We start from the raw sequence: 18,768 nt of genomic DNA, 5'->3' as shown, positions 1-18,768 counted from the left end.
ATTAGCGTAGCCTGTAGTTGATGATGTAGCCTTCCGGGGTGGTAGAGCGCAGTGCCAGCCATTGCTGATCACTGGAATACCACAGGTCTATCTTGAGTTTGGGCGCCTCCAGCCGGTAATGCTCGGCATCGGTGGGTTGGCCTTTTACGGTAATGCTTTCCTTGCCCAGGGCGGTAATTCGGGTGTCCAGGTACTCGCCGGTCTGCGGATTGAGCAAGCGCGTCTGCTTCAGCATGGCCGGATTCCAGTAGGCAAAGGTCATGACGCAATCACCCAGCGTTTTGGGCTTGGGCGATTGCAGCACAAAGGCGCCTTTATCCGTACTTTTGTCCAGGGCGCCCTTGACGATGGTAGTCTCGCGGTTCTCTTCGGTACGGGCCTCAATCGCGTTCAGGCAATTGCCATTCCACTGCTCTTTGGCCGTGTGGCGATAGCGATAGGCGTTGACGAATAAAAACTTCACATCAAAGCTGGCTTCGCTGGTAAGGGGACGCTGGGCGCCGTTTTCCTCCAGCGCAAAGCGATGCTGGCCTATGGGTTTTTCATCCAGGAAGACATTGAATTGCCACTCCTGCGCATGCGCGCTGTGGCAAACAAAGGCCAAAGCAATCCCGCTGACGTGCCAGAACTTCATCTTATTTCTCCTCGGGCAGGCGAGATTCTGGAAACCAGGGAAAGAACGCCGGGGTGGTTTTTACGTAGTGGGCGTAAGCAGGGCGCCGGTCGGCTATATCTTTCTCCAGCAAGGCCACACCACTCACTTTTAGCAGCAGCAGCGTCATCAGCAATGGCCCGGGCAGTGCCCACCAGGCACCAGCTGACAGCGCCAGCAAATAGAAGCCCCACCAGATGCTGAACTCGCCGAAGTAATTCGGATGGCGGCTGTAACGCCATACCCCGCGATCCATCACTGCACCGGCGGGTGCACTGGCTTTGAAGCGGGAGAGCTGCGAGTCCGCCAGGCTTTCCCACACCAGCCCGTTCAACCAGAGTGCGACCCCCAGCACATCGAGCCAGCCGAGTGGATCACTTGATAGCAGGCTGCCCAGCAAGGGCAGGGAAACCAGCCAGGCCAGCACCGCCTGCAACCCAAAAATGATGTAGAGGCTTTTCAGCCAGAAATGCGGCTCGTTGTTGCGGCGTATGGCCTGGTAGCGATGGTCTTCATGTGGGCCGCGATTGCGCCAGCTGAGGTAAATGGTCAAACGCAGCGCCCAGATCGTGACCAGGCCGAGAATCAGCCAGGTGCGTGGCTCGACGCCGCCCAGCCAGGCATAAACGCCAGCGCCGAGCAGGAAAAACAGGCTCCACATGCTGTCGACAATGGTGACGTTGTGCCGGTAGACACTGATACCCCAGCCCGCCAGACCAAATAAGGCCATGGCGGCCAGCCCTTGCAAATAAATGCTGCCGTCAAACATGAGACCACCCGTGCTGTTGATCTGCCGCCACGGCATAGCCATCAAAGCGGATTGAGAGCCACAATAACAGTGGCGTGAGGATTGCCCAGGCCAATGCAAGCACCAGCCATGGCAGGTAACCCGATGCCAGCGTCACAGCGCCTATCCGGCTTGCCGCCAGATATGCCAGCGGTCCACCGATCAAGCCGAACACCGCTGCCAATGGCATGGAGCCGCGCAGCCAGCGCAGGCTGACATTCAGGGTGGAGGCAAACAGCAACCACAGGCAAAGCATCCATAGCGGCAGCAAGCCTGCCGGCCATGCCGAGGCGGGGTAGCTCACCAGCTCAAGCGTCAGCAAAGCCTGGTCAAACAACCCGCCCATGACCATGGCAAGCAGGAGCAACCTGGTTTCCTGCCCGGGAAGCAATGCCTGGCGCAGGTGCCAGTAGAGGATGGGCACCGTGCATGCCACGCCCAGCCAGGGCAATCCATGGGCGCCGCCCCAGACACAGGCCATCCAGCCCATCTGAAACAGCACGAAGTTGATTACTTTCAATGACATGGGGGGTGACGATCTCAAGCCGCGGGACGCTCAAACTGGTAGTGGCTGACCCACCACTCCTGGCCGTAGTTATAGCCAAACAGCTCTGCACATGACATGAAAAAGATGCGCCAGCGATTGCGCCACATTTCGGTCTGTTGGGCGCCATAGGTGGCGGCCAGCACAGGTTCAATCGCCGCTGCATGCTCGTCCATATTGGCCAGCCATGCGTTGGCCGTTTTTTCATAGTGGGTGCCATCCCAGCGCCACATCTGACGCAACTGCAAATGCCGCTGGAAGCGCAATGGCAGGTCGTCGCTAGGCATCATGCCGCCCGAAAAGAAGAACCGGCTCATCCAGTCATCATCGCCGGCGACTTCAAAGGCATATGGCGTAAGCTTGTGCACGAAGATATGCATGAAGAAGCGCCCGCCGGGTACCAGCCAGTCATGCACATGCTTGAACATGGTGTCGTAGTTGCGCATATGCTCAAACATCTCGACCGACACAATGCGGTCAAACTGCATGCCGGGATTGAATTCGTTCATATCGCAGGTAATCACCTGAATATTCGGCAAGCCGCGCTTCAGGGCTTCCGACATGATGTATTCACGTTGCGACTTGGAGTTGGAGACTGCCGTGATGCGGCTGGAGGGATAATGCTTGGCCATCCACAAGGTGAGGGAACCCCAGCCGCAGCCCAGCTCCAGTATGGAGTGTCCATCCTGCAGGTCTGCATGCTCGCAGGTCAGCTGCAGGGCAAGAGCTTCTGCTTCGTCCAAAGTGCGCGTATTTTTATCCCAGTAGCACGAGCTGTATTTGCGATGCTTGCCCAGGCAATGCTGAAAAAACTGGGCTGGAACCTCGTAATGCTGTGCATTGGCCAGCTCAGGCACCAGAGCAATCGGCGCTTCCCGCATGCTGTTGATGAAGGTGTTTTCAATGTCTGCGGCCGCGGCGCAATCTGCCGCTGCGATGTCCTGCAAGCGAACTTCCAGCAGGCGCCGTATACCGGCGCGTATCGCATAATCAGGGACCAGTCCGCGTTCAGACCAGTCAATCGCCAGTTTGGTGACTTGCATGAAAAATCCTTAATAAATACAGAGGTTAAACGCTTGCCACATTCAGGCTCTGCGCAAATTTGTTCTTGAATGACTCAGCTATGCGCTTGAAGCTTTGCTCGATCTCCATGCCTAGCGGCACGGCACCGGCTTCCTTGATGGCGTCATGCAGCGTGACGGAGGACTGGCCGCCGACAAACACCGGCACATTGGTCGCATTCACCAGGTGGGTGAGCTGACGTTTGATCAGCGATGCATCGGTGATGAACGAGGCGGACAAGACAATGCCGCGCGACTTCGATTGCACGACAGCGGCCGGCAGTTCTTCCAGCGGCATGTCCGTGCCCAGCAGAATGCAGCGATAGCCATGGTCATAAGCGCTTAGGGCAAACAGCAGGATGCCAGCTTCGTGGCGCTCGCCTGGCATGCAGGCAGTCAACAGGGCAGGGCCATAATCGCGACGTTTGCGATGGTGAAAGCGAGCCCCCAGCTTGTTGCGCAGATACACGCCAAAGAAGTGTTCCTCGGCCACGGTACCGTCGCCTCTTTCCCAGCGCTCACCCAGACGTATCAACATGGGCATCAGCAGCATGTCGGTCACGATTTCAATGGAATAAAGCGACAGCGCTTCGTTATAGGTACTTTCCAGCACCACTTCATCAAAATTGGCCACGGCCGCGGTCATGCGGGTGATCAGGCGGTTCCAGAACTCTTCTTCCTGATTGCTGTAGGTATTAGCTTCGCCGGAAATCAGCGAAAAATTGATGCGACTAATGGGGATGCCCTTATCCAGCAGATCCACCACCCTGTGCAAAATCGCGATCTGGTCTTTGGTATACAGACGATGTCCTTTGGGAGTGCGTACCGGCTCGATCAATCGATAACGGCGTTCCCAGGTCCGCAGCGTGACAGGATTGATCCCGGTTAATGCCGAGACGGTACGTATAGGATAAGCATCTACATCTGGATTGGGCATGGCTGACTCCTAAAAAGGAAACACTGTTTTAATAGCGTGTGATTCATCTCACATGCTTTTGTTATATTTCGATTCAATACTTATTCAAAAGTTTAATTTATTTATACATCAATAACTTATTCAGAAAATATCTATTCAATACTTATTCAAATTAACTTATGCAATTCAGCAAAGCTGTTTGTGATTCGCTATATGGCTATATACGTTGCAAGCTGAAATTTGGATTCAAGAAAATGTACAAGCAGGCGAATTGATTCCAGCGCAACGTGGACAGGCATAGCCACACCAGAGTGCCGCTGCCACGAAGTGCATAAACTCTGGCTGCACAAGCTGATACAGCAGACGCTGAGTTAGAAAGCCTGGCTTGGCGGTTTGCGGAGGCTTGCTGAACTGCCTGTTAAATTTGAGCGAGCTTGCCTTGGTAGAGCACTGGGCCGGTAGGCGAACCTGATGGCGAGCCGCCCTGCGGTTCAAGAGTGACAGCCAGACCGCCCGTATCAAGCGCAGCAAGCAGCGTTGGGGGGATCGGCATGCTGCCTTTGCCTTGCTGCGGCAAAATGCCTAGCGAAACCGGGGCAGATTTATCCGCTGGCAATATCCAGAGTTCGAAGGATTTATCAGGGATGGCCTGGAGTGATGGCAAGGCTGCCGCGTGCATCTCGGCTTTGCCATCGGCGCTTCGGGTCAGGCTGAGCATCCACCCGGCCTTGGCATTATTATCGGTCAGCACCGCGACATTGGTCGGAGCGGGCGATGTCACACCGGCAGGCTGCTGGGCTTGCAGCACCATGAACACGGCCAGCACCACGACAAAACCGCTGGCAGCCAAGGCCAGACCGCGCCACCAGTTAAGTGCAGAGCGCAGGCGTTGTCCATACAGGCGGATCTCGATGTGCTGCCATACCTCCTTGCGCGGTGCGATGGCAGGCACCATGTCCGCCAGCAAATTCAGTCTGTGACGCCACCAGTCGATGGCTGCCTGCCATTCAGGCCGGGTTTCCACCAGCCGGAGAAAGCGTCGCCGCGCTCTGCCTCGCAGGGTGCCCAGCACATATTCTGCTGACAGCATGTCTTTCAGGTTGTCGTTGTCGTAGTTCATATTCTCAGGCCTTCGCAATGCAGTTTTTCAGAGACTGCAATCCCCGGCGTATCCAGGTCTTGATCGTGCCTAGTGGCTGAATCAATTGCTGGGCCAGTTGTTCATGTGCCAGACCATGGAAATAACTCATGGCAATCGCCTGGCGCTGAAGGGGTGCCAGGGCTTTCATGCAGTTCAGCAGCACATGGGCTTCCTGGCCTGAAATAGCCTGCTCGATGGGACTGAGATCTTCCGATGCCCATTGGTCAAAATCCTGATCCTCCCCCAGTCCGTGCTCATGCGGCATGGCTCGCAACAGATCCAGGCAGCGGTTGCGCACGATAGTAGTCATCCAGGTCATGGCCGAGGCTTTGTCTTCATTAAAACTGCCGGCGTGGTGCCAGATACTGACAAATGCATCCTGCAAGGCCTCCTCCGCCAGATCGCGTCTGGTCAATATACGTACGGCAAGCCCGAATAGTTTCGCCGAAGTTGCGTCGTAGAGTTTGCTGAAGGCATGCCGATCACCCTGCGATGTTCTGGCAAGCAGCAATGAAAGTTCGGCGGGAGAGGGAGGGGAGGTGGCCATTGTGCTTATTAGTCTGGTTAGTGGTATGGCATTTGATAAGTCTTTATACTCCGGCTCATGCTAGAAACACTCCCGGCTTTAATCAAGAGGTGGATATGAGAACAACAGGCAAAAGCCTTCCTGCACAACTAGTTTCAATGATTTTTCTATGCATGCAGCTGGCTATGCCTACCGCACAAGCCGATAGCGACAGCGAGCACATTCATCACCCACAAAAAGCCGAGTGGCCAAGCTTCGGTCGCGATTACAGCAATCAGCGCTTTGCGCCTTCCACCATCATCAATCGCCAGAACGTGAATCAGCTTGCTGAAGCCTGGCGCTTCAAGACCGGCGTGACAGGCAGCTTTCAAACTACGCCTATCGTGGCGAATGGCGTGATGTACCTTTCGCTTCCTTACAACCATGTGGTGGCATTGGATGCGCGCACGGGCAAGGAGCTCTGGCGCTATGAGCACCAGCGCCGCCCGGAGTGGAAAATGTGCTGTGGCCCGGCTAACCGTGGCGTGGCGGTGGCTTATGGCAAGGTATTCATGGGCACGGTGGATGCGCGCCTGATCGCGCTGGATGCCAGGACCGGCAAACTGGTGTGGGATATTGATGCCGTAGACCAGGCAGTGGAAACCGAAGGCCAGGCATCTCTGGATAGCAAAGACCCCAACAGCCGTGCCAAGGTGTCAGGTGGCACCGGTATCGGCATCGCCATGGCGCCTATTGTGTACAAGGGCAAGGTGCTGGTCGGCATTACCGGTGTTGGTTACGGTTTGCATATCGATAATCCACGGGAAGATGCGCCGCTGGGTGCGGTAATTGGCTTGGCCGGGCGCTATGGCAGGCCGGGGTTTATTGCGGCATTTGATGTCGATAGCGGCAAACGCGTATGGCAGTTTGATACGATTTCACCGGAACAGTGGCTGGGGAAATTTACCGTCAGGACCGCCGATGGCATCACGCTGGATCGCGATGTGGCGACGGAAAAAGCCCAGGTCAGGCAGCATCCCGATGCCTGGCGCTATGGTGGCGGTTCCGCCTGGAGCACGCCAGCACTGGATACCGACTTGGGACTGCTTTATTTTGGTACGGGCAACCCATCGCCCCAGATGAATGATATTGAACGGCCTGGCGATAACCTATACACCGTGTCCCTGGTGGCGCTGGATATTGAGACTGGCAAGCTGCGCTGGCATTACCAGCAGGTACCGCATGACCTCTGGGGCTACGATCTTGCCAGCCCGCCAGTCCTGTTTGACTGGCAGCATGATGGCAAAACCATTCCCGCGGTTGGTCAGGCCAGCAAAACTGGCTGGTTTTATGCCCATGACCGGGCGACGGGGCGTTTGCTGTTCAAGTCGGACGCCTTTGTGCCACAGAAAAACCTGTTCCATAAAGCCAGCAAAGAGGGCACCACGCTTTACCCGGGCATTCTGGGGGGCGCCAACTGGTCACCCGTCGCACTGGATGCGGCAGCCGGGCAGGTCTATGTCGCCGCCATACACGCCCCTATCACGTATACCCTGCATGAATCGGTCGACGCCGACGGCAAACTGTTGCGCTACACCTCATCCGAACCGGCCGAAGAGCCGCGCTGGGGGCTGCTATCTGCCATCAACCTGGCCGATGGCAAGATCACCTGGCAACACAAAACCGCCCAGCCCTTGGTGGGCGGCGTGCTGGCCACTGCAGGCGGGCTGGTATTTACCGGCGAAGGTAATGGAAACTTTGCCGCCTATGACTCCTCCAATGGTAGGCTGCTATGGCAGGCAAAGGCGGATGCAGGCGTAAACGCACCCGCCATCAGTTATGAAATCGATGGCATTCAATACATTGCGGTAGCCGCGGGCGGCAACGCAATTTTCGGGTACAAACAAGGTGATAGTGTGCTGGTATATGCATTAGGCAAATAAACGCCAGGCCTCCTTGTGACTGCTGCCCGCATTAACAACGACAACAATAAGGAAGGCCTGCATGACAAGATTACCTTACCCGCTGGCGCTAGCTTTGGCGCTGGCATTCACTCAGCCAGCATTGGCTGCGGACACCTGGATACTCGCTAGCCAGGGAGAATCACTGACCACGGGCCAGACTCTGACGCTGGATGTGGTCAAGCCTGACAACCAGGCCGACTGGCCGCAAACCTTGCAACTGAAACTTTCAGGAAGCGGCATCAGTGAAACCGTGGACCTGACGCTGCAGCCTGCCGCCAACAGCACCAGCGCGCGGCGACAATATGCAGGGCTAGTGCGCTCGTCATACAAAGGCGTTGTGCGTGCTGACCTGGTTAACGCGTCTTCCAATCGTATTCTGCTGGTAGCAGCCGATGGCGACAGCAGCCCGCCCATGCAGGTGGTCAGTGCGTCACAGGCAAACCAGCCTGCAGCGGCCGATGCCCCGCCTAAACTGGTCATTGCCAAGCCAGGTGAGGAGCCTGCGCTCACGGCGAATGATCCCATCTACTTCCTGCTGGGCTCCAATGATGAGCGCGGTGAAGATGCCCGTTTCCAGATCAGCTTCAAATATCGTCCTTTCGCCCCGGATGGCGCAGTGGCTGATTTTGCGCCCTTCCTGACCAATCTGTATTTTGGCTACACCCAGACCACCATCTGGGATATAGGCGAGAAGTCCAGTCCGTTCCGGGATACCTCGTATCGCCCCAGCCTGTTCTACGAATGGGGTGGCAGTGGCCGCGGCCTGATGCCGGATGACTGGCGTGGTGGCGTCGAGCACGAGTCAAACGGGCAGGGCGGAGTGGATTCGCGCTCCATCAACACCGCCTTTGTGCGCCCAGCCTGGCATTGGGCCATGCCGAGTGGGCGCAGCCTGAGTTTTATGCCCAAAATCTACCAATATCTCGACAAGGAAGACGGCAACTCGGACATACAGCGCTATCGCGGTTATGTGGACTGGCAGGTACGCTATGGCCGTGAAGATGGCTTGATGCTGAATGGCCTCTATCGCCAGGGCACCGCCGGATACAGCACGGGGCAAGTGGATGTGACCTATCCCATTAGCGACAAGATATTCAACCGCACAGGTGCGTTCATCCACTTGCAGGTGTTTTCTGGCTACGGCGAAACCTTGCTTGGTTACAACCACAATAACGACACGCAAATACGTCTGGGCTTATCGCTCACGCGCTGATCAATGAGGCAGGTCAATAGTGTAGAGCAATGGAACACCTGTTGCGATACGGTACACCCCGGCATTGGTACCGAAGGCAGGGGTCTGGAACAATTTAAAATTAAGTTTTTGATTAAATGATGTAATTTATTTTTGTGTGGCGTGGCATGTGTCTTGCGCTATCCCAAGAAGGCGTCCGTCCGGACACCGGTCGAGGGGAGAGCTCACATGCTGTTAAATTTCAAATCCATACAAACGAAAATAGCCGTTGTTGCTGGTATTTCATTGCTGGCAAGTGCCGCCATCCTGGTGACCTTCGGCTTCATTTCTTCAAAGAACAACCAGCAAGTCGTGTCAGAGCAAGTCTCTGGCCTGGTTGACCAGAATACCCGGGAGAGCCTGAAAAACCTCGCGGGGGCCGAAGCTGGCAAAATTCAGGCCAAATTTGATGTGGCGCTGGATGCGGCACGCACCATGGCACATACCTTTGTGCTATCAAAAGACACGGCCGAAAACCTGCCGCTGGGCCGCGATCAAATCAACGCTATTTTGCTGAGTGTGTTGAAAAACAATCCTGACTTTAACGGCACCTATTCCTGTTGGGAGCCTGACGCGCTGGATGGACAGGATGCTCAGCACCGCACCGGCAAGAATGGCAATAATTCGATCACAGGCCGTTTTACACCGTATTGGAACCGCGATGCCAAAGGCAATATTGCCGTGCAGCCGCTCGTGGAGTACGACACGCTGGACAAGCACCCGAACGGCGTCATGAAAGGGGGCTGGTATATTGGCCCGCATGACACCGGAACCGAAAGCGTGCTCGACCCTTTCCCTTATATCGTGCAGGGCAAGCAGGTATGGCTGACCACTCTTTCTGTGCCCATCAGCCTGCGCGGCAAGTTTTACGGCGTCGCCGGAACCGATTACAACCTGGCATTTGTGCAGAAGCTGGCGGAGGAGGCTGACAAGCAGCTGTTTGAAGGCAAAGGCGAAGTCGCGATTGTCAGTAACATGGGCTTGATCGTTGGCGAGAGCGAAAACCCTGGCCTGGTTGGCCAGGCGTTCAACACGCTGGTGGGTGATGGCGCGGCTGAGCAGTTAGCGAATATCCAGTCTGGCGCTGCCAATGTCAGTGTCAACGACAAGAGCGGCCAGATGCTGGCATTTGCCCCGATTAACCTGGGCCGCACCGGCAAACCGTGGGCCGTGATGATCAAAGTGCCAACGGCGGTGGTGATGGCCAAGGCACATGCGCTGGATCAGGAGCTGTCCTCACGCGCCACGCATAGCACCATACTGCAGGTAGCTGTCGGTGTCGGGGTGGCGTTGGCAGGCATTCTGTTCTTGTGGTTTGCGGCGGGTACGATTTCCCGGCCCATCCGGCATGCTGCGGATGCCGCACGCAAGCTATCCCAAGGCGACACCTCAGCCGTGATGTCGGTAAAAACCCGCGATGAGACCGGTCAACTGATGACTGCCATGCAGGGGATGTCCGATTCCATCAAGCGCTTGATCAGTGACACGACCATGCTGTCGCAGGCTGCGATTGAAGGGGCGCTGGCAACCCGTGCGGATGGCCAGCAGCACCAGGGGGATTTCCGCAAGGTGGTCGAAGGCGTCAATGCCACACTGGATGCCGTGATCACGCCGTTGAATGTGGCGGCCAATTATGTAGATCGGATCTCGCATGGCGATATTCCGCCGCTTATTACGGACAGTTACAACGGTGATTTCAACAAGATCAAGCACAACCTCAATACCTGTATCGAGGCCATTCAGAATCTGGTGAGCGAAGCGGGGCATCTTGAACGTGCCGCCGTTGCCGGACAACTGTCGGTTCGCGGCGATCTGGAGCGTTACCAGGGCGAGTTTCGCCGGGTGGTGGAAGGCTTTAATGCCACGCTGGATGCCGTGATTACGCCACTCAATGTCGCGGCGACCTATGTCGACCATCTGGCCAAGGGGCAGTTTCCACCCAAGATTACCGATGCTTATGAAGGAGATTTCAATGTCATCAAGAACAATCTGAATGATTGTATTGATGCAGTGAAGGGGCTGGTGCGCGATGCCAGCATGCTGGCCAACGCGGCTGCGGACGGCAAGCTGTCTGTCCGCGCCGATGTCAGCCAGCATCAGGGCGATTATCGCAAGGTGATCGAAGGCATCAACGATACTCTGGACAATGTGATTGGCCCCCTGAATGTCGCCGCAGATTATGTGGCCCGTATTGCCCAAGGGGACATTCCTCCGGTGATTATTGAACAGTACGCAGGCGACTTTGCCATCCTGAAAGACAATATCAACACCTGTGTGCTCGCCATCAACAATCTGGTGAAAGATGCCGACATGCTGGCGGATGCGGCGCGTCAGGGCCAAGTGACGGTGCGGGCAGATGCCAACCAGCATTCCGGGGACTTCCGCAAAATTGTACAAGGCGTGAATGCCACGCTGGAAATGATTGTCACGCCTATTGTCACGGTAAAAGAAGCCACCGAGGCGATCAACACCGCGGCGAAGGAAATCGCCCAAGGCAACGTCGACCTTTCGCAGCGCACCGAAGAGCAGGCCGCCTCCCTGGAAGAAACCGCATCCAGCATGGAACAGCTGGCGGCGACCGTGAAGCAGAATGCCGATAACGCCATGCATGCCAATACGCTGGCCACGGCCGCATCCGGCGTCGCGGTCAAAGGCGGCGCGGTGGTAGCCGATGTCGTCAAGACCATGGCATCGATCAATGAAAGCGCCCACAAGATCGAGGCCATTATTACTGTCATCGATGGCATCGCATTCCAGACCAACATCCTGGCACTCAATGCCGCTGTGGAAGCAGCACGTGCAGGCGAGCAGGGCAGAGGCTTTGCCGTGGTGGCTGGCGAAGTTCGTACGCTGGCACAGCGCTCTGCTTCGGCAGCCAAGGAGATCAAGGAGCTGATTACGGATTCGGTGGATAAAACCATGGCCGGTACCCAGCTGGTGGAGCATGCCGGCACTACCATGAGCGAGCTGGTCAGCTCGGTAAAGCGCGTCAGCGATATCATGAGCGAAATTGCCGAAGCCTCTTCAGAGCAGAGCGAAGGTATTGCCCAGGTCAACAAGGCAGTGACGCAGATGGATGAAGTCACCCAGCAAAACGCAGCGCTGGTAGAAGAAGCGGCTGCGGCTGCCGAGTCACTCATGATGCAGGCAGATGAGCTGAAGTCAGCTGTCAGCGTATTCAAGCTCGAACAATCCGCATCTGGCAGTGCGGTTCGCCTTGCTACCGTCAGCAAGATGAATGCGACGCGCAAGCCGCCCGTGCAGGCGCTGGTCAGCCGCAAGCCGGTACTGGCAGCCACCAATACGGATGGCGATGACTGGCAGACGTTCTAACGAGGTTCAGGCGTATCAACAGGACTTTGCCCGCAAAACAAAAAGCCCCGCAAATGCGGGGCTTTTTGTTTACTGAACTGGTTTTACTGTATATGCCAGTTAAACGTAGTAACGACGTCTTGTCGCCATGAAGCCGATCAGGCCCAGACCTGCAAACAGCATCATGTAGCTTTGTGGCTCAGGAACTGCCGATACTGGAATCGTAATATCTGCACCAGTGAAGTAATGGTTGGCGTTGATCTGAATGTTGGAATTCCAGGCATTCACGATCACGTTGCCGTTGATCTGGCCACCACCACCTTGCACTGTTGCATATGGCGCCAGGATGGAGCCATACACGCCGACATTGTTGAAATTCAGTGTCGTGGCTTCATAGAAGTTGAACAGCACATTGTAGTTGCTGAAGCCATTTGGCGTACCACCCTGGAAACCAGCCACATCACCGCTTACATTGACGATGATGGTCTGGTTGGATGCCAGTTGGGCAAAGTTGGAATAGTTCACGGAATACAGATCAGCACCGCTCACATTAAATACTTGCACAGCGCTGGTGCCATCGCCAGTAAAGGTGACGCCGCCATATTGATAAGTTGCCGAACCGTTGGCACTCAGCTTTGAAAGCGAAGAGGACAGGGCGATCAACTCGGTCTTTTCATCCGAGAATGAAAAAGGAGCCGTGCCGCCACTGATCGTTGCACCGCCACCCAGGCTGGAGGTTGTGCTGGTGCCAGCCACATAGGCATTGCCATTATTAATGGAGCCGTTGGTGTAGTTGAGATTGCCACCGACAACCAGAGAGTAGCCGTTATATGGCTTGTTGTTGGCGTTAACACTGTAACCGTTGACGGTTGTGTTTCCACCGACCGCTACTGCGCCTTCAGTATCACTATATTGGCTGTTGAATGTGGAAAATACGAACGCGTTGAATTTCCCCGCAACCCCCAAATCAACTGCAGCATTTGCCGATGCAGCAAGCGTCATGAATGCGACTGCCAAAACGGCCTGAGTTGTTTTCTTAAACATGATGAATTTCCCCGGATTATTTAAGTTATGGGCGCATTCTAATGGCGGGGAACTGGCGGGTATATAGTACCTTAGTACTAGTGAAGGCGTTTGAAACAAGAATTTGTCACTCATCGTATTTAAGACGATGTGCTGGCTTCGTTCATCAAAAAGAAAAAGCCCCAAGTTTTTCAACTTGAGGCTCTGTCTTTTTTGAATCTACCGGCCAACTTATTCAGCTAACCAGTGGACGCTTTATTGGCGTCCCCACGGGGATTCGAACCCCGGTCGCCTCCGTGAAAGGGAGGTGTCCTAGGCCTCTAGACGATGGGGACAAGAGAGGCAGTATTCTACACTACTTTTGCATTAATTCAAACTTCTAAATTAAGCATTTTTTTACTTTTCGTAACCCGGTCAGTGAAGACTGGTGGAGGTAAGCGGGATCGAACCGCTGACCTCTTGCATGCCATGCAAGCGCTCTCCCAGCTGAGCTATACCCCCGAAAAAGTTGCGCCATATTAATGACCGAAGCCGCGCCTGTCAACGACTTTTAGCGAAATGACCTAAAAAACTTTGGCATGCCGATGTGGTGATCAAGCAAAACAAAAGCTAAGCCAATGATGAAAAACATGAATCCCGACCGCACCGGGATTTACCCGAATTTTTCCGATTCCAACCCCGTTTGTAACTATGCAAATAAGCTGGCATCAACGAAAAAAAAAGCCCGACAAAAATGTCGGGCCCAAGGGATTGAAGTTTGCAGTTTTTGCACTGCTCCTCACCATAGTCCGGCGTGTGGCAAGGTGTAAAGCCTGAGCGGGCTTGCATAAGTAGTTGAAGATTTATTTGAATTGCTCTTCGCTAAGGTGAGTAACCCAAGCCAGCATGAAAGATGCTCGTCACTAAGGTAATTCTTACATGGTTTTGCTGCTTTATCTTATAGCCGATCTGGATGCAGGCGGGGAAACTGAGTGTTCATCCATTAATTAAAAACAAGGAGTTACGCTATGGATAACAAAGAAGTAATTTCCACACTGAATGATCTCATCGAAATCTCCAAAGACGGCGAAGAGGGCTTTCGCAATGCGGCCGAGAATGTAGAGGTAACGCCGCTCAAGGAATATTTTCTTGATCGCTCGCAACAGGTTGCTACCTCGGTTCATGAGCTTCAGGATCTGGTTCGCACCCTTGGTGGCCAACCTGAGACCGAGTCCAGCGTGTCCGGTGCTCTGCACAGGCGCTGGCTCGATTTCAAAACCGCATTGACCAGCAATGATACGGTGGCTGTGCTGAATGAGACCGAACGTGGTGAAGATGTCGCCCTGGCCAAATACAAAAAAGCCATCGAGAAAGAATTGCCACCAACCGTCCGCAATGTGGTGCAACGTCAGCTTGAAGGCGTGCAGCGCAACCATGATCGCGTGAAACAGCTGCGCGATGCTGCCCGGGCAGAAGTGGGCTAATCATTAGCCTGTATCAAGGCAGAGGCTTAATCCCTTTGCCATAAATAATAAAGGCACGCCTTGGCGTGCCTTTATTATTTGCTGTTGGGGTGTTAACCGCGAATATTCGACTGCGCGTCAAACTGGCTGAGCTCGACTCTGGGCAGTGGCTGCCAACCTGGTTTGCGATGTTCGGCCACCACATTGGTGAAAATGCCGCCACGCACATAAAACTTGGCGGTCAGACGCATGAATTTGGGGTCTGTGGCGGCGACCAGATCGTCCAGAATGCGATTGGTCACGGCTTCATGGAAACAGCCCTCATCGCGGAAAGACCACATATACAACTTGAGACTCTTCAGCTCCACGCACTTCTGATCGGGGATGTAATCCAGATACAGCACAGCAAAATCGGGCTGGCCGGTTTTGGGGCACAGGCAGGTAAATTCAGGGATTTCCATATGGATATGAAAATCGCGGCCTGGCTGCGGGTTGTCAAAGGTTTCGAGTGCTTTCGTGGGTTGACTAGACATAAGGGCTACCGTATAAATTGAATGGATTGGATGTGGACTCGCCCGGGAGAGTTCGGTTCACATCGCACAATCGCTTATTATACAAGCTCGCCCTCACGATAAAACACATTATAAAGTGCGCCTCACTCACCTTAAACTTGCCGGATTCAAATCCTTCGTTGATCCCACCACCTTGCATATTCATGGTCAGCGGGTAGGGGTTGTGGGTCCCAATGGCTGTGGAAAATCCAATGTCATGGAATCCATACGCTGGGTGCTTGGTGAATCCAGCGCCAAGGAAATGCGCGGCGACTCCATGGATGCCGTGATTTTCAATGGCTCGGCCAATCGCAAACCTATTTCGCGTGCCAGCGTGGAGTTGATTTTTGACAACAGCCTGGGCGGCGCGGGCGGCGAGTGGGCGCAATACGCCGAAATCTCCGTCAAACGCGTCATTGAGCGCGACAAGGGTTCCAGTTACTACATCAACAATAGTGCCGTCAGACGCCGTGATGTCGCCGATCTTTTCCTGGGAACAGGCCTGGGCGGCCGGGCTTACGCCATTATTGGCCAGAACACTATCTCCCGCATTATTGAAGCCAAGCCTGAAGAGATGCGCGTGTTTCTGGAAGAGGCCGCCGGCATATCCAAATACAAAGAGCGTCGCCGCGAGACCGAGCTGCGCCTGCGCGATACGCGCGAAAATCTGCTGCGGGTGGATGATATCCGCCAGGAAATGGTCAAGCAGATTACCCGCCTCGAATCACAAGCGGTCGTCACGCTGCAATACCACGAGCTGCAAAAAACCCTCAAGCTAAGCCAGGGGCAGCTGTGGTTGCTCAGGAAACGGGACGCGAGCAATGCCTGGGAGAAAACCCAGCGCCAGGTTGAAAAAATGGTCAACGACCTGGAGGCGCAAATGGCAGCATTGCGCCATAGCGAAAGCGAGGTCGAAACCTTGCGCCAACGCTATCAGGAAACCAACATCATCACCCAGCAAGTGCAGACCTTGTATTACGAAAGCAATGCAGAGCTGGCGAGGCTGGAGCAGCAGGTCAAACACACGCAGGAGGCCCGCGACCGCTTGCAGCAACAGCTGCAGCAGATTGAGGCCCAGCGCACCCGGCTGGAAAGCCAGCAAGCCGCTTTCAAGGAGCAGCTTGCTGCCTTGCAGGCACAACAGCAAACGGCATCCACTGGCGAAACGGAAGCGAGCGCAGCCCTCGCGACGCAAAAAGCCGCCATGCCCGACATCGAGCGCGCATTTCAGGCGGCCTTGCACACGCACTCCGCGGCTCAACGCAGCCTCAACGATGCCGAGCAATCCATCCGGCTTGAAACCACCAGTATTGAGCATATGGAGCGCAGCCTCGCCGAGTTGAGCCAGCGCGAACGCAAGCTGGAAACGGATCGTCAGCAGTTAAGTGTGCCCGATGAAAACGTACTTTCCCAACTGCAGGCCGAGCATGCCGCTCAGCAGGAGGCAATCACCACGCTGGAGCAGGGTATCGCGCATCTGCGCCAGCGCGAGCAGGAGCAACAGGATGCCCTGCGACTGGCCCGCGAAGCGTTATTGGCTAGCGAGCGGCTTTTCGCGCAAACAGAAGCCCAGGTCAATTCGCTGAGCAAAATCCAGCAATCGCTGGGGCGGGAGAGCCAGCTTGAGTCCTGGCTCAAAAATAGCGGTATCGCATCGAGTGAACGTTTGTGGCAACAGCTCAAGATCGCCGATGGCTGGGAAGTCGCTGTGGAAGCGGCTCTGGGCGCCAGGCTGAATACCCTGATGCAGAATGGCGGCAAGTCCCAGGCATTCCCATCCCGGCCACCCGCCGCCGTTACGCTTGGTGCGATGTTGGCGGAGGCCTCTGTACCCACCAGTGCCTCAGCTGCACGTGCTTGGCCGCGATTGCTGGACCGCATAGATCTCAAGCATGCCGGAGCCGCTGGCGTGCTGGCTGACTGGTTAAGCCAGATTTACATCGTAGAAGACGACAGCCAGGCTGAGGGCAGGCAGGCGGAGTTGCAATCGGGCGAAATGCTCATCAACCGCCATGGCGACATCTATACACGTTACAGCGTCAGCCTGCATGCGGCTAAATCCGAATTGAACGGCGTGCTGGAGCGCCAGCGTGAGCTGGATGCCCTGAACAGCGAGCTGCCACAGCAGGCAGCCAAGGTAAGCGAAGCCAAAGCCGCATTGCTGGCGCATGAATCCACCTTGCAAACCCTGCGCCAAGATAACCAGCAACAGCAACAGGCATTGCGGGTACAAACCCAACAGCATCACCAGCGGCAACTGGAAATTCAGCGCTTGCAGCAACAACGGCAGCACGCGCTGGAGCGTGGCAAGCAACTGGCGCATGAGCTGGAAACGCTGCGTGAGCGCCGCACTGAGGTGCAAGCCCAGTTGCAGGAAAAACAGAATGGCATAAAAACCTTGCAAGCCTCGGTGGCGCAGCTACAGGAAGAGCGCCAACGCACTCAGCAGCAACGCTTCACCGCAGAAAACGCGCTGGCGCAGGCACGCGCCAATCTGCAGAAAGCAGAACGCGAAGCGCAGGAGCAGGTGTTTAACAACAAGCTAATCACAAATAATATCAATGATTTAAATAACAGACTTCAATCCACTTCAGAAGAAATGGATGCCCTGGTGGTGCGCCAGCAAGAAACAGACGCCATGCTGGCTGCAGCCAAGATGGACACCCTGAAATCCAATCTTGAACAGGCCGTCAATGCCAAACAGGCGCGTGAAACCGAGCTGGCTGCAGCGCGGGATGCGATGACCGTCGCCGAGCAGGGTTTGCAGGTGCAGGAACAGCAACGTATGCAGATTGAGCAATCGATGCACCCCATGCGCGACAGGCTGGAGCAGGCACGCCTGGCAGAGCAGCAGGCCAGATTGCAATTTGAGCAATGCCAGCAAGGGCTGGAGGCCACAGGGCTTGACGAAGCCGTGCTCGGCGAAAACCTGCCTGCACAGATCAAGGCCAGCGATCTTGAGCGCAAGCTGGGCACGTTGAATGAAGAGATTGAGGCATTAGGCCCGGTCAATCTTGCCGCCGTACAAGAGCTGGAAAGCGAAAAAGAACGCAAACAGTACCTGGATAGCCAGGCGACAGACCTGGACCAGGCCATACAGACGCTGGAAGATGCGATACGCCGCATTGATCGCGAAACCCGCAGCCGTTTGCAGCAGACCTTTGACGAAGCCAACCGTCACTTTGGCGAGCTGTTTGCCTCCTTGTTTGGCGGCGGGCAGGCGCGTCTTGAGCTGCTGGGCGATGAGATACTGGATACCGGCATGCAGGTGTTTGCGCAGCCACCGGGCAAGAAAAACAGCACCATTCACTTGTTATCGGGTGGTGAAAAGGCCCTGACAGCGCTGGCGCTGGTATTTGCCTTGTTCCGGCTTAATCCGGCGCCGTTCTGTTTGATGGACGAGGTGGATGCGCCGCTGGATGACAGCAATACCGAGCGTTTTTGCGCGATGGTAAAAAAAATGTCGGAACGCACGCAATTCCTGTTTGTAAGTCATAATAAAATAACAATGGAGATGGCCCAGCAAATGATAGGGGTCACTATGCAGGAGTCGGGGGTTTCTCGCGTGGTGGAAGTTGACATGCAAATGGCGCTGCAGATGCACGAGTCGGCCGCATAAATCAACGATTCCGCTTTATT

14 protein-coding genes and 2 tRNA genes are annotated in these 18,768 nt (G+C 55.3%); 5 read left to right on the top strand and 11 right to left on the bottom strand.

Going from position 1 to position 18,768, the window contains the following annotated elements; translation table 11 throughout:
* Position 1 precedes the first annotated feature (1 nt).
* The 7 genes from FNL37_RS07320 to FNL37_RS07290 form a co-directional block, all read right to left on the bottom strand.
* Positions 2-634 carry a DUF6134 family protein gene (locus tag FNL37_RS07320; protein ID WP_159355671.1) on the bottom strand — a complete coding sequence of 211 codons (633 nt, stop codon included), beginning with the start codon at positions 632-634 and terminating at the stop codon, positions 2-4.
* Between the two features lies 1 nt (position 635).
* Positions 636-1,421, bottom strand: coding sequence for a DUF1295 domain-containing protein (locus FNL37_RS07315; RefSeq protein ID WP_159356171.1), 786 nt, complete (start codon positions 1,419-1,421; stop codon positions 636-638).
* Positions 1,414-1,965, bottom strand: a complete 552-nt coding sequence (locus FNL37_RS07310) for a DUF2878 domain-containing protein (protein ID WP_159355670.1) — start codon at positions 1,963-1,965, stop codon at positions 1,414-1,416. Before FNL37_RS07310 ends, FNL37_RS07315 begins: the two co-directional genes overlap by 8 nt.
* A gap of 14 nt (positions 1,966-1,979) precedes the next feature.
* Positions 1,980-3,026 (bottom strand): SAM-dependent methyltransferase, encoded by a 1,047-nt coding sequence (locus FNL37_RS07305; RefSeq protein ID WP_159355669.1) that lies wholly within the window; start codon positions 3,024-3,026, stop codon positions 1,980-1,982.
* 25 nt (positions 3,027-3,051) lie between these two features.
* Positions 3,052-3,981, bottom strand: coding sequence for a MerR family transcriptional regulator (locus tag FNL37_RS07300; protein WP_013442169.1), 930 nt, complete (start codon positions 3,979-3,981; stop codon positions 3,052-3,054).
* A gap of 397 nt (positions 3,982-4,378) precedes the next feature.
* Positions 4,379-5,080 (bottom strand): anti-sigma factor, encoded by a 702-nt coding sequence (locus FNL37_RS07295; protein ID WP_013442170.1) that lies wholly within the window; start codon positions 5,078-5,080, stop codon positions 4,379-4,381.
* 4 nt (positions 5,081-5,084) lie between these two features.
* Positions 5,085-5,648 carry a sigma-70 family RNA polymerase sigma factor gene (locus FNL37_RS07290; protein WP_013442171.1) on the bottom strand — a complete coding sequence of 188 codons (564 nt, stop codon included), beginning with the start codon at positions 5,646-5,648 and terminating at the stop codon, positions 5,085-5,087.
* Positions 5,649-5,812: 164 nt separating this feature from the next.
* On the opposite strand from FNL37_RS07290, the gene FNL37_RS07285 reads away from it, so the two are divergent.
* The 3 genes from FNL37_RS07285 (at position 5,813) to FNL37_RS14080 (ending at position 12,134) form a co-directional block, all read left to right on the top strand.
* The gene (locus FNL37_RS07285) at positions 5,813-7,549 is read left to right on the top strand and encodes a pyrroloquinoline quinone-dependent dehydrogenase (protein WP_159355668.1); all 1,737 of its coding nucleotides are present in this window, start codon (positions 5,813-5,815) and stop codon (positions 7,547-7,549) included.
* Between the two features lie 61 nt (positions 7,550-7,610).
* Positions 7,611-8,783 carry a phospholipase A gene (locus FNL37_RS07280; RefSeq protein ID WP_159355667.1) on the top strand — a complete coding sequence of 391 codons (1,173 nt, stop codon included), beginning with the start codon at positions 7,611-7,613 and terminating at the stop codon, positions 8,781-8,783.
* A 207-nt stretch (positions 8,784-8,990) separates the two neighbouring features.
* Positions 8,991-12,134: a methyl-accepting chemotaxis protein gene (locus FNL37_RS14080; protein WP_159355666.1), complete on the top strand. Its 3,144-nt coding sequence runs from the start codon at positions 8,991-8,993 to the stop codon at positions 12,132-12,134.
* 99 nt (positions 12,135-12,233) lie between these two features.
* Here FNL37_RS14080 and FNL37_RS07270 read toward each other — a convergent pair whose 3' ends face one another.
* The 3 genes from FNL37_RS07270 to FNL37_RS07260 all read right to left on the bottom strand — a co-directional run bounded on the left by FNL37_RS07270 (position 12,234) and on the right by FNL37_RS07260 (position 13,637).
* Positions 12,234-13,157 carry a choice-of-anchor A family protein gene (locus tag FNL37_RS07270; protein ID WP_159355665.1) on the bottom strand — a complete coding sequence of 308 codons (924 nt, stop codon included), beginning with the start codon at positions 13,155-13,157 and terminating at the stop codon, positions 12,234-12,236.
* A gap of 238 nt (positions 13,158-13,395) precedes the next feature.
* Positions 13,396-13,471: transfer RNA gene (locus tag FNL37_RS07265), tRNA-Glu, on the bottom strand.
* Between the two features lie 90 nt (positions 13,472-13,561).
* Positions 13,562-13,637, bottom strand: a tRNA-Ala gene (locus FNL37_RS07260).
* 506 nt (positions 13,638-14,143) lie between these two features.
* Between FNL37_RS07260 and FNL37_RS07255 the strand changes: the two genes are divergently transcribed.
* Positions 14,144-14,599 carry a PA2169 family four-helix-bundle protein gene (locus FNL37_RS07255; protein WP_013442177.1) on the top strand — a complete coding sequence of 152 codons (456 nt, stop codon included), beginning with the start codon at positions 14,144-14,146 and terminating at the stop codon, positions 14,597-14,599.
* 92 nt (positions 14,600-14,691) lie between these two features.
* Here FNL37_RS07255 and queF read toward each other — a convergent pair whose 3' ends face one another.
* On the bottom strand, positions 14,692-15,111 hold the full coding sequence (gene queF / locus FNL37_RS07250; RefSeq protein ID WP_013442178.1) for a preQ(1) synthase: 420 nt from the start codon (positions 15,109-15,111) through the stop codon (positions 14,692-14,694).
* Positions 15,112-15,226: 115 nt separating this feature from the next.
* Between queF and smc the strand changes: the two genes are divergently transcribed.
* The gene (gene smc / locus FNL37_RS07245; protein WP_159355664.1) at positions 15,227-18,748 is read left to right on the top strand and encodes a chromosome segregation protein SMC; all 3,522 of its coding nucleotides are present in this window, start codon (positions 15,227-15,229) and stop codon (positions 18,746-18,748) included.
* Positions 18,749-18,768: the final 20 nt, after the last annotated feature.

The sequence above is a fragment of the Methylovorus glucosotrophus genome (genome assembly GCF_009858335.1).
GTDB classification, from domain to species: Bacteria; Pseudomonadota; Gammaproteobacteria; order Burkholderiales; family Methylophilaceae; genus Methylovorus; species Methylovorus glucosotrophus.
The sequence above is the reverse complement of the archived record's forward strand: the minus strand, read 5'-3'. Positions and strand labels throughout refer to the sequence as shown.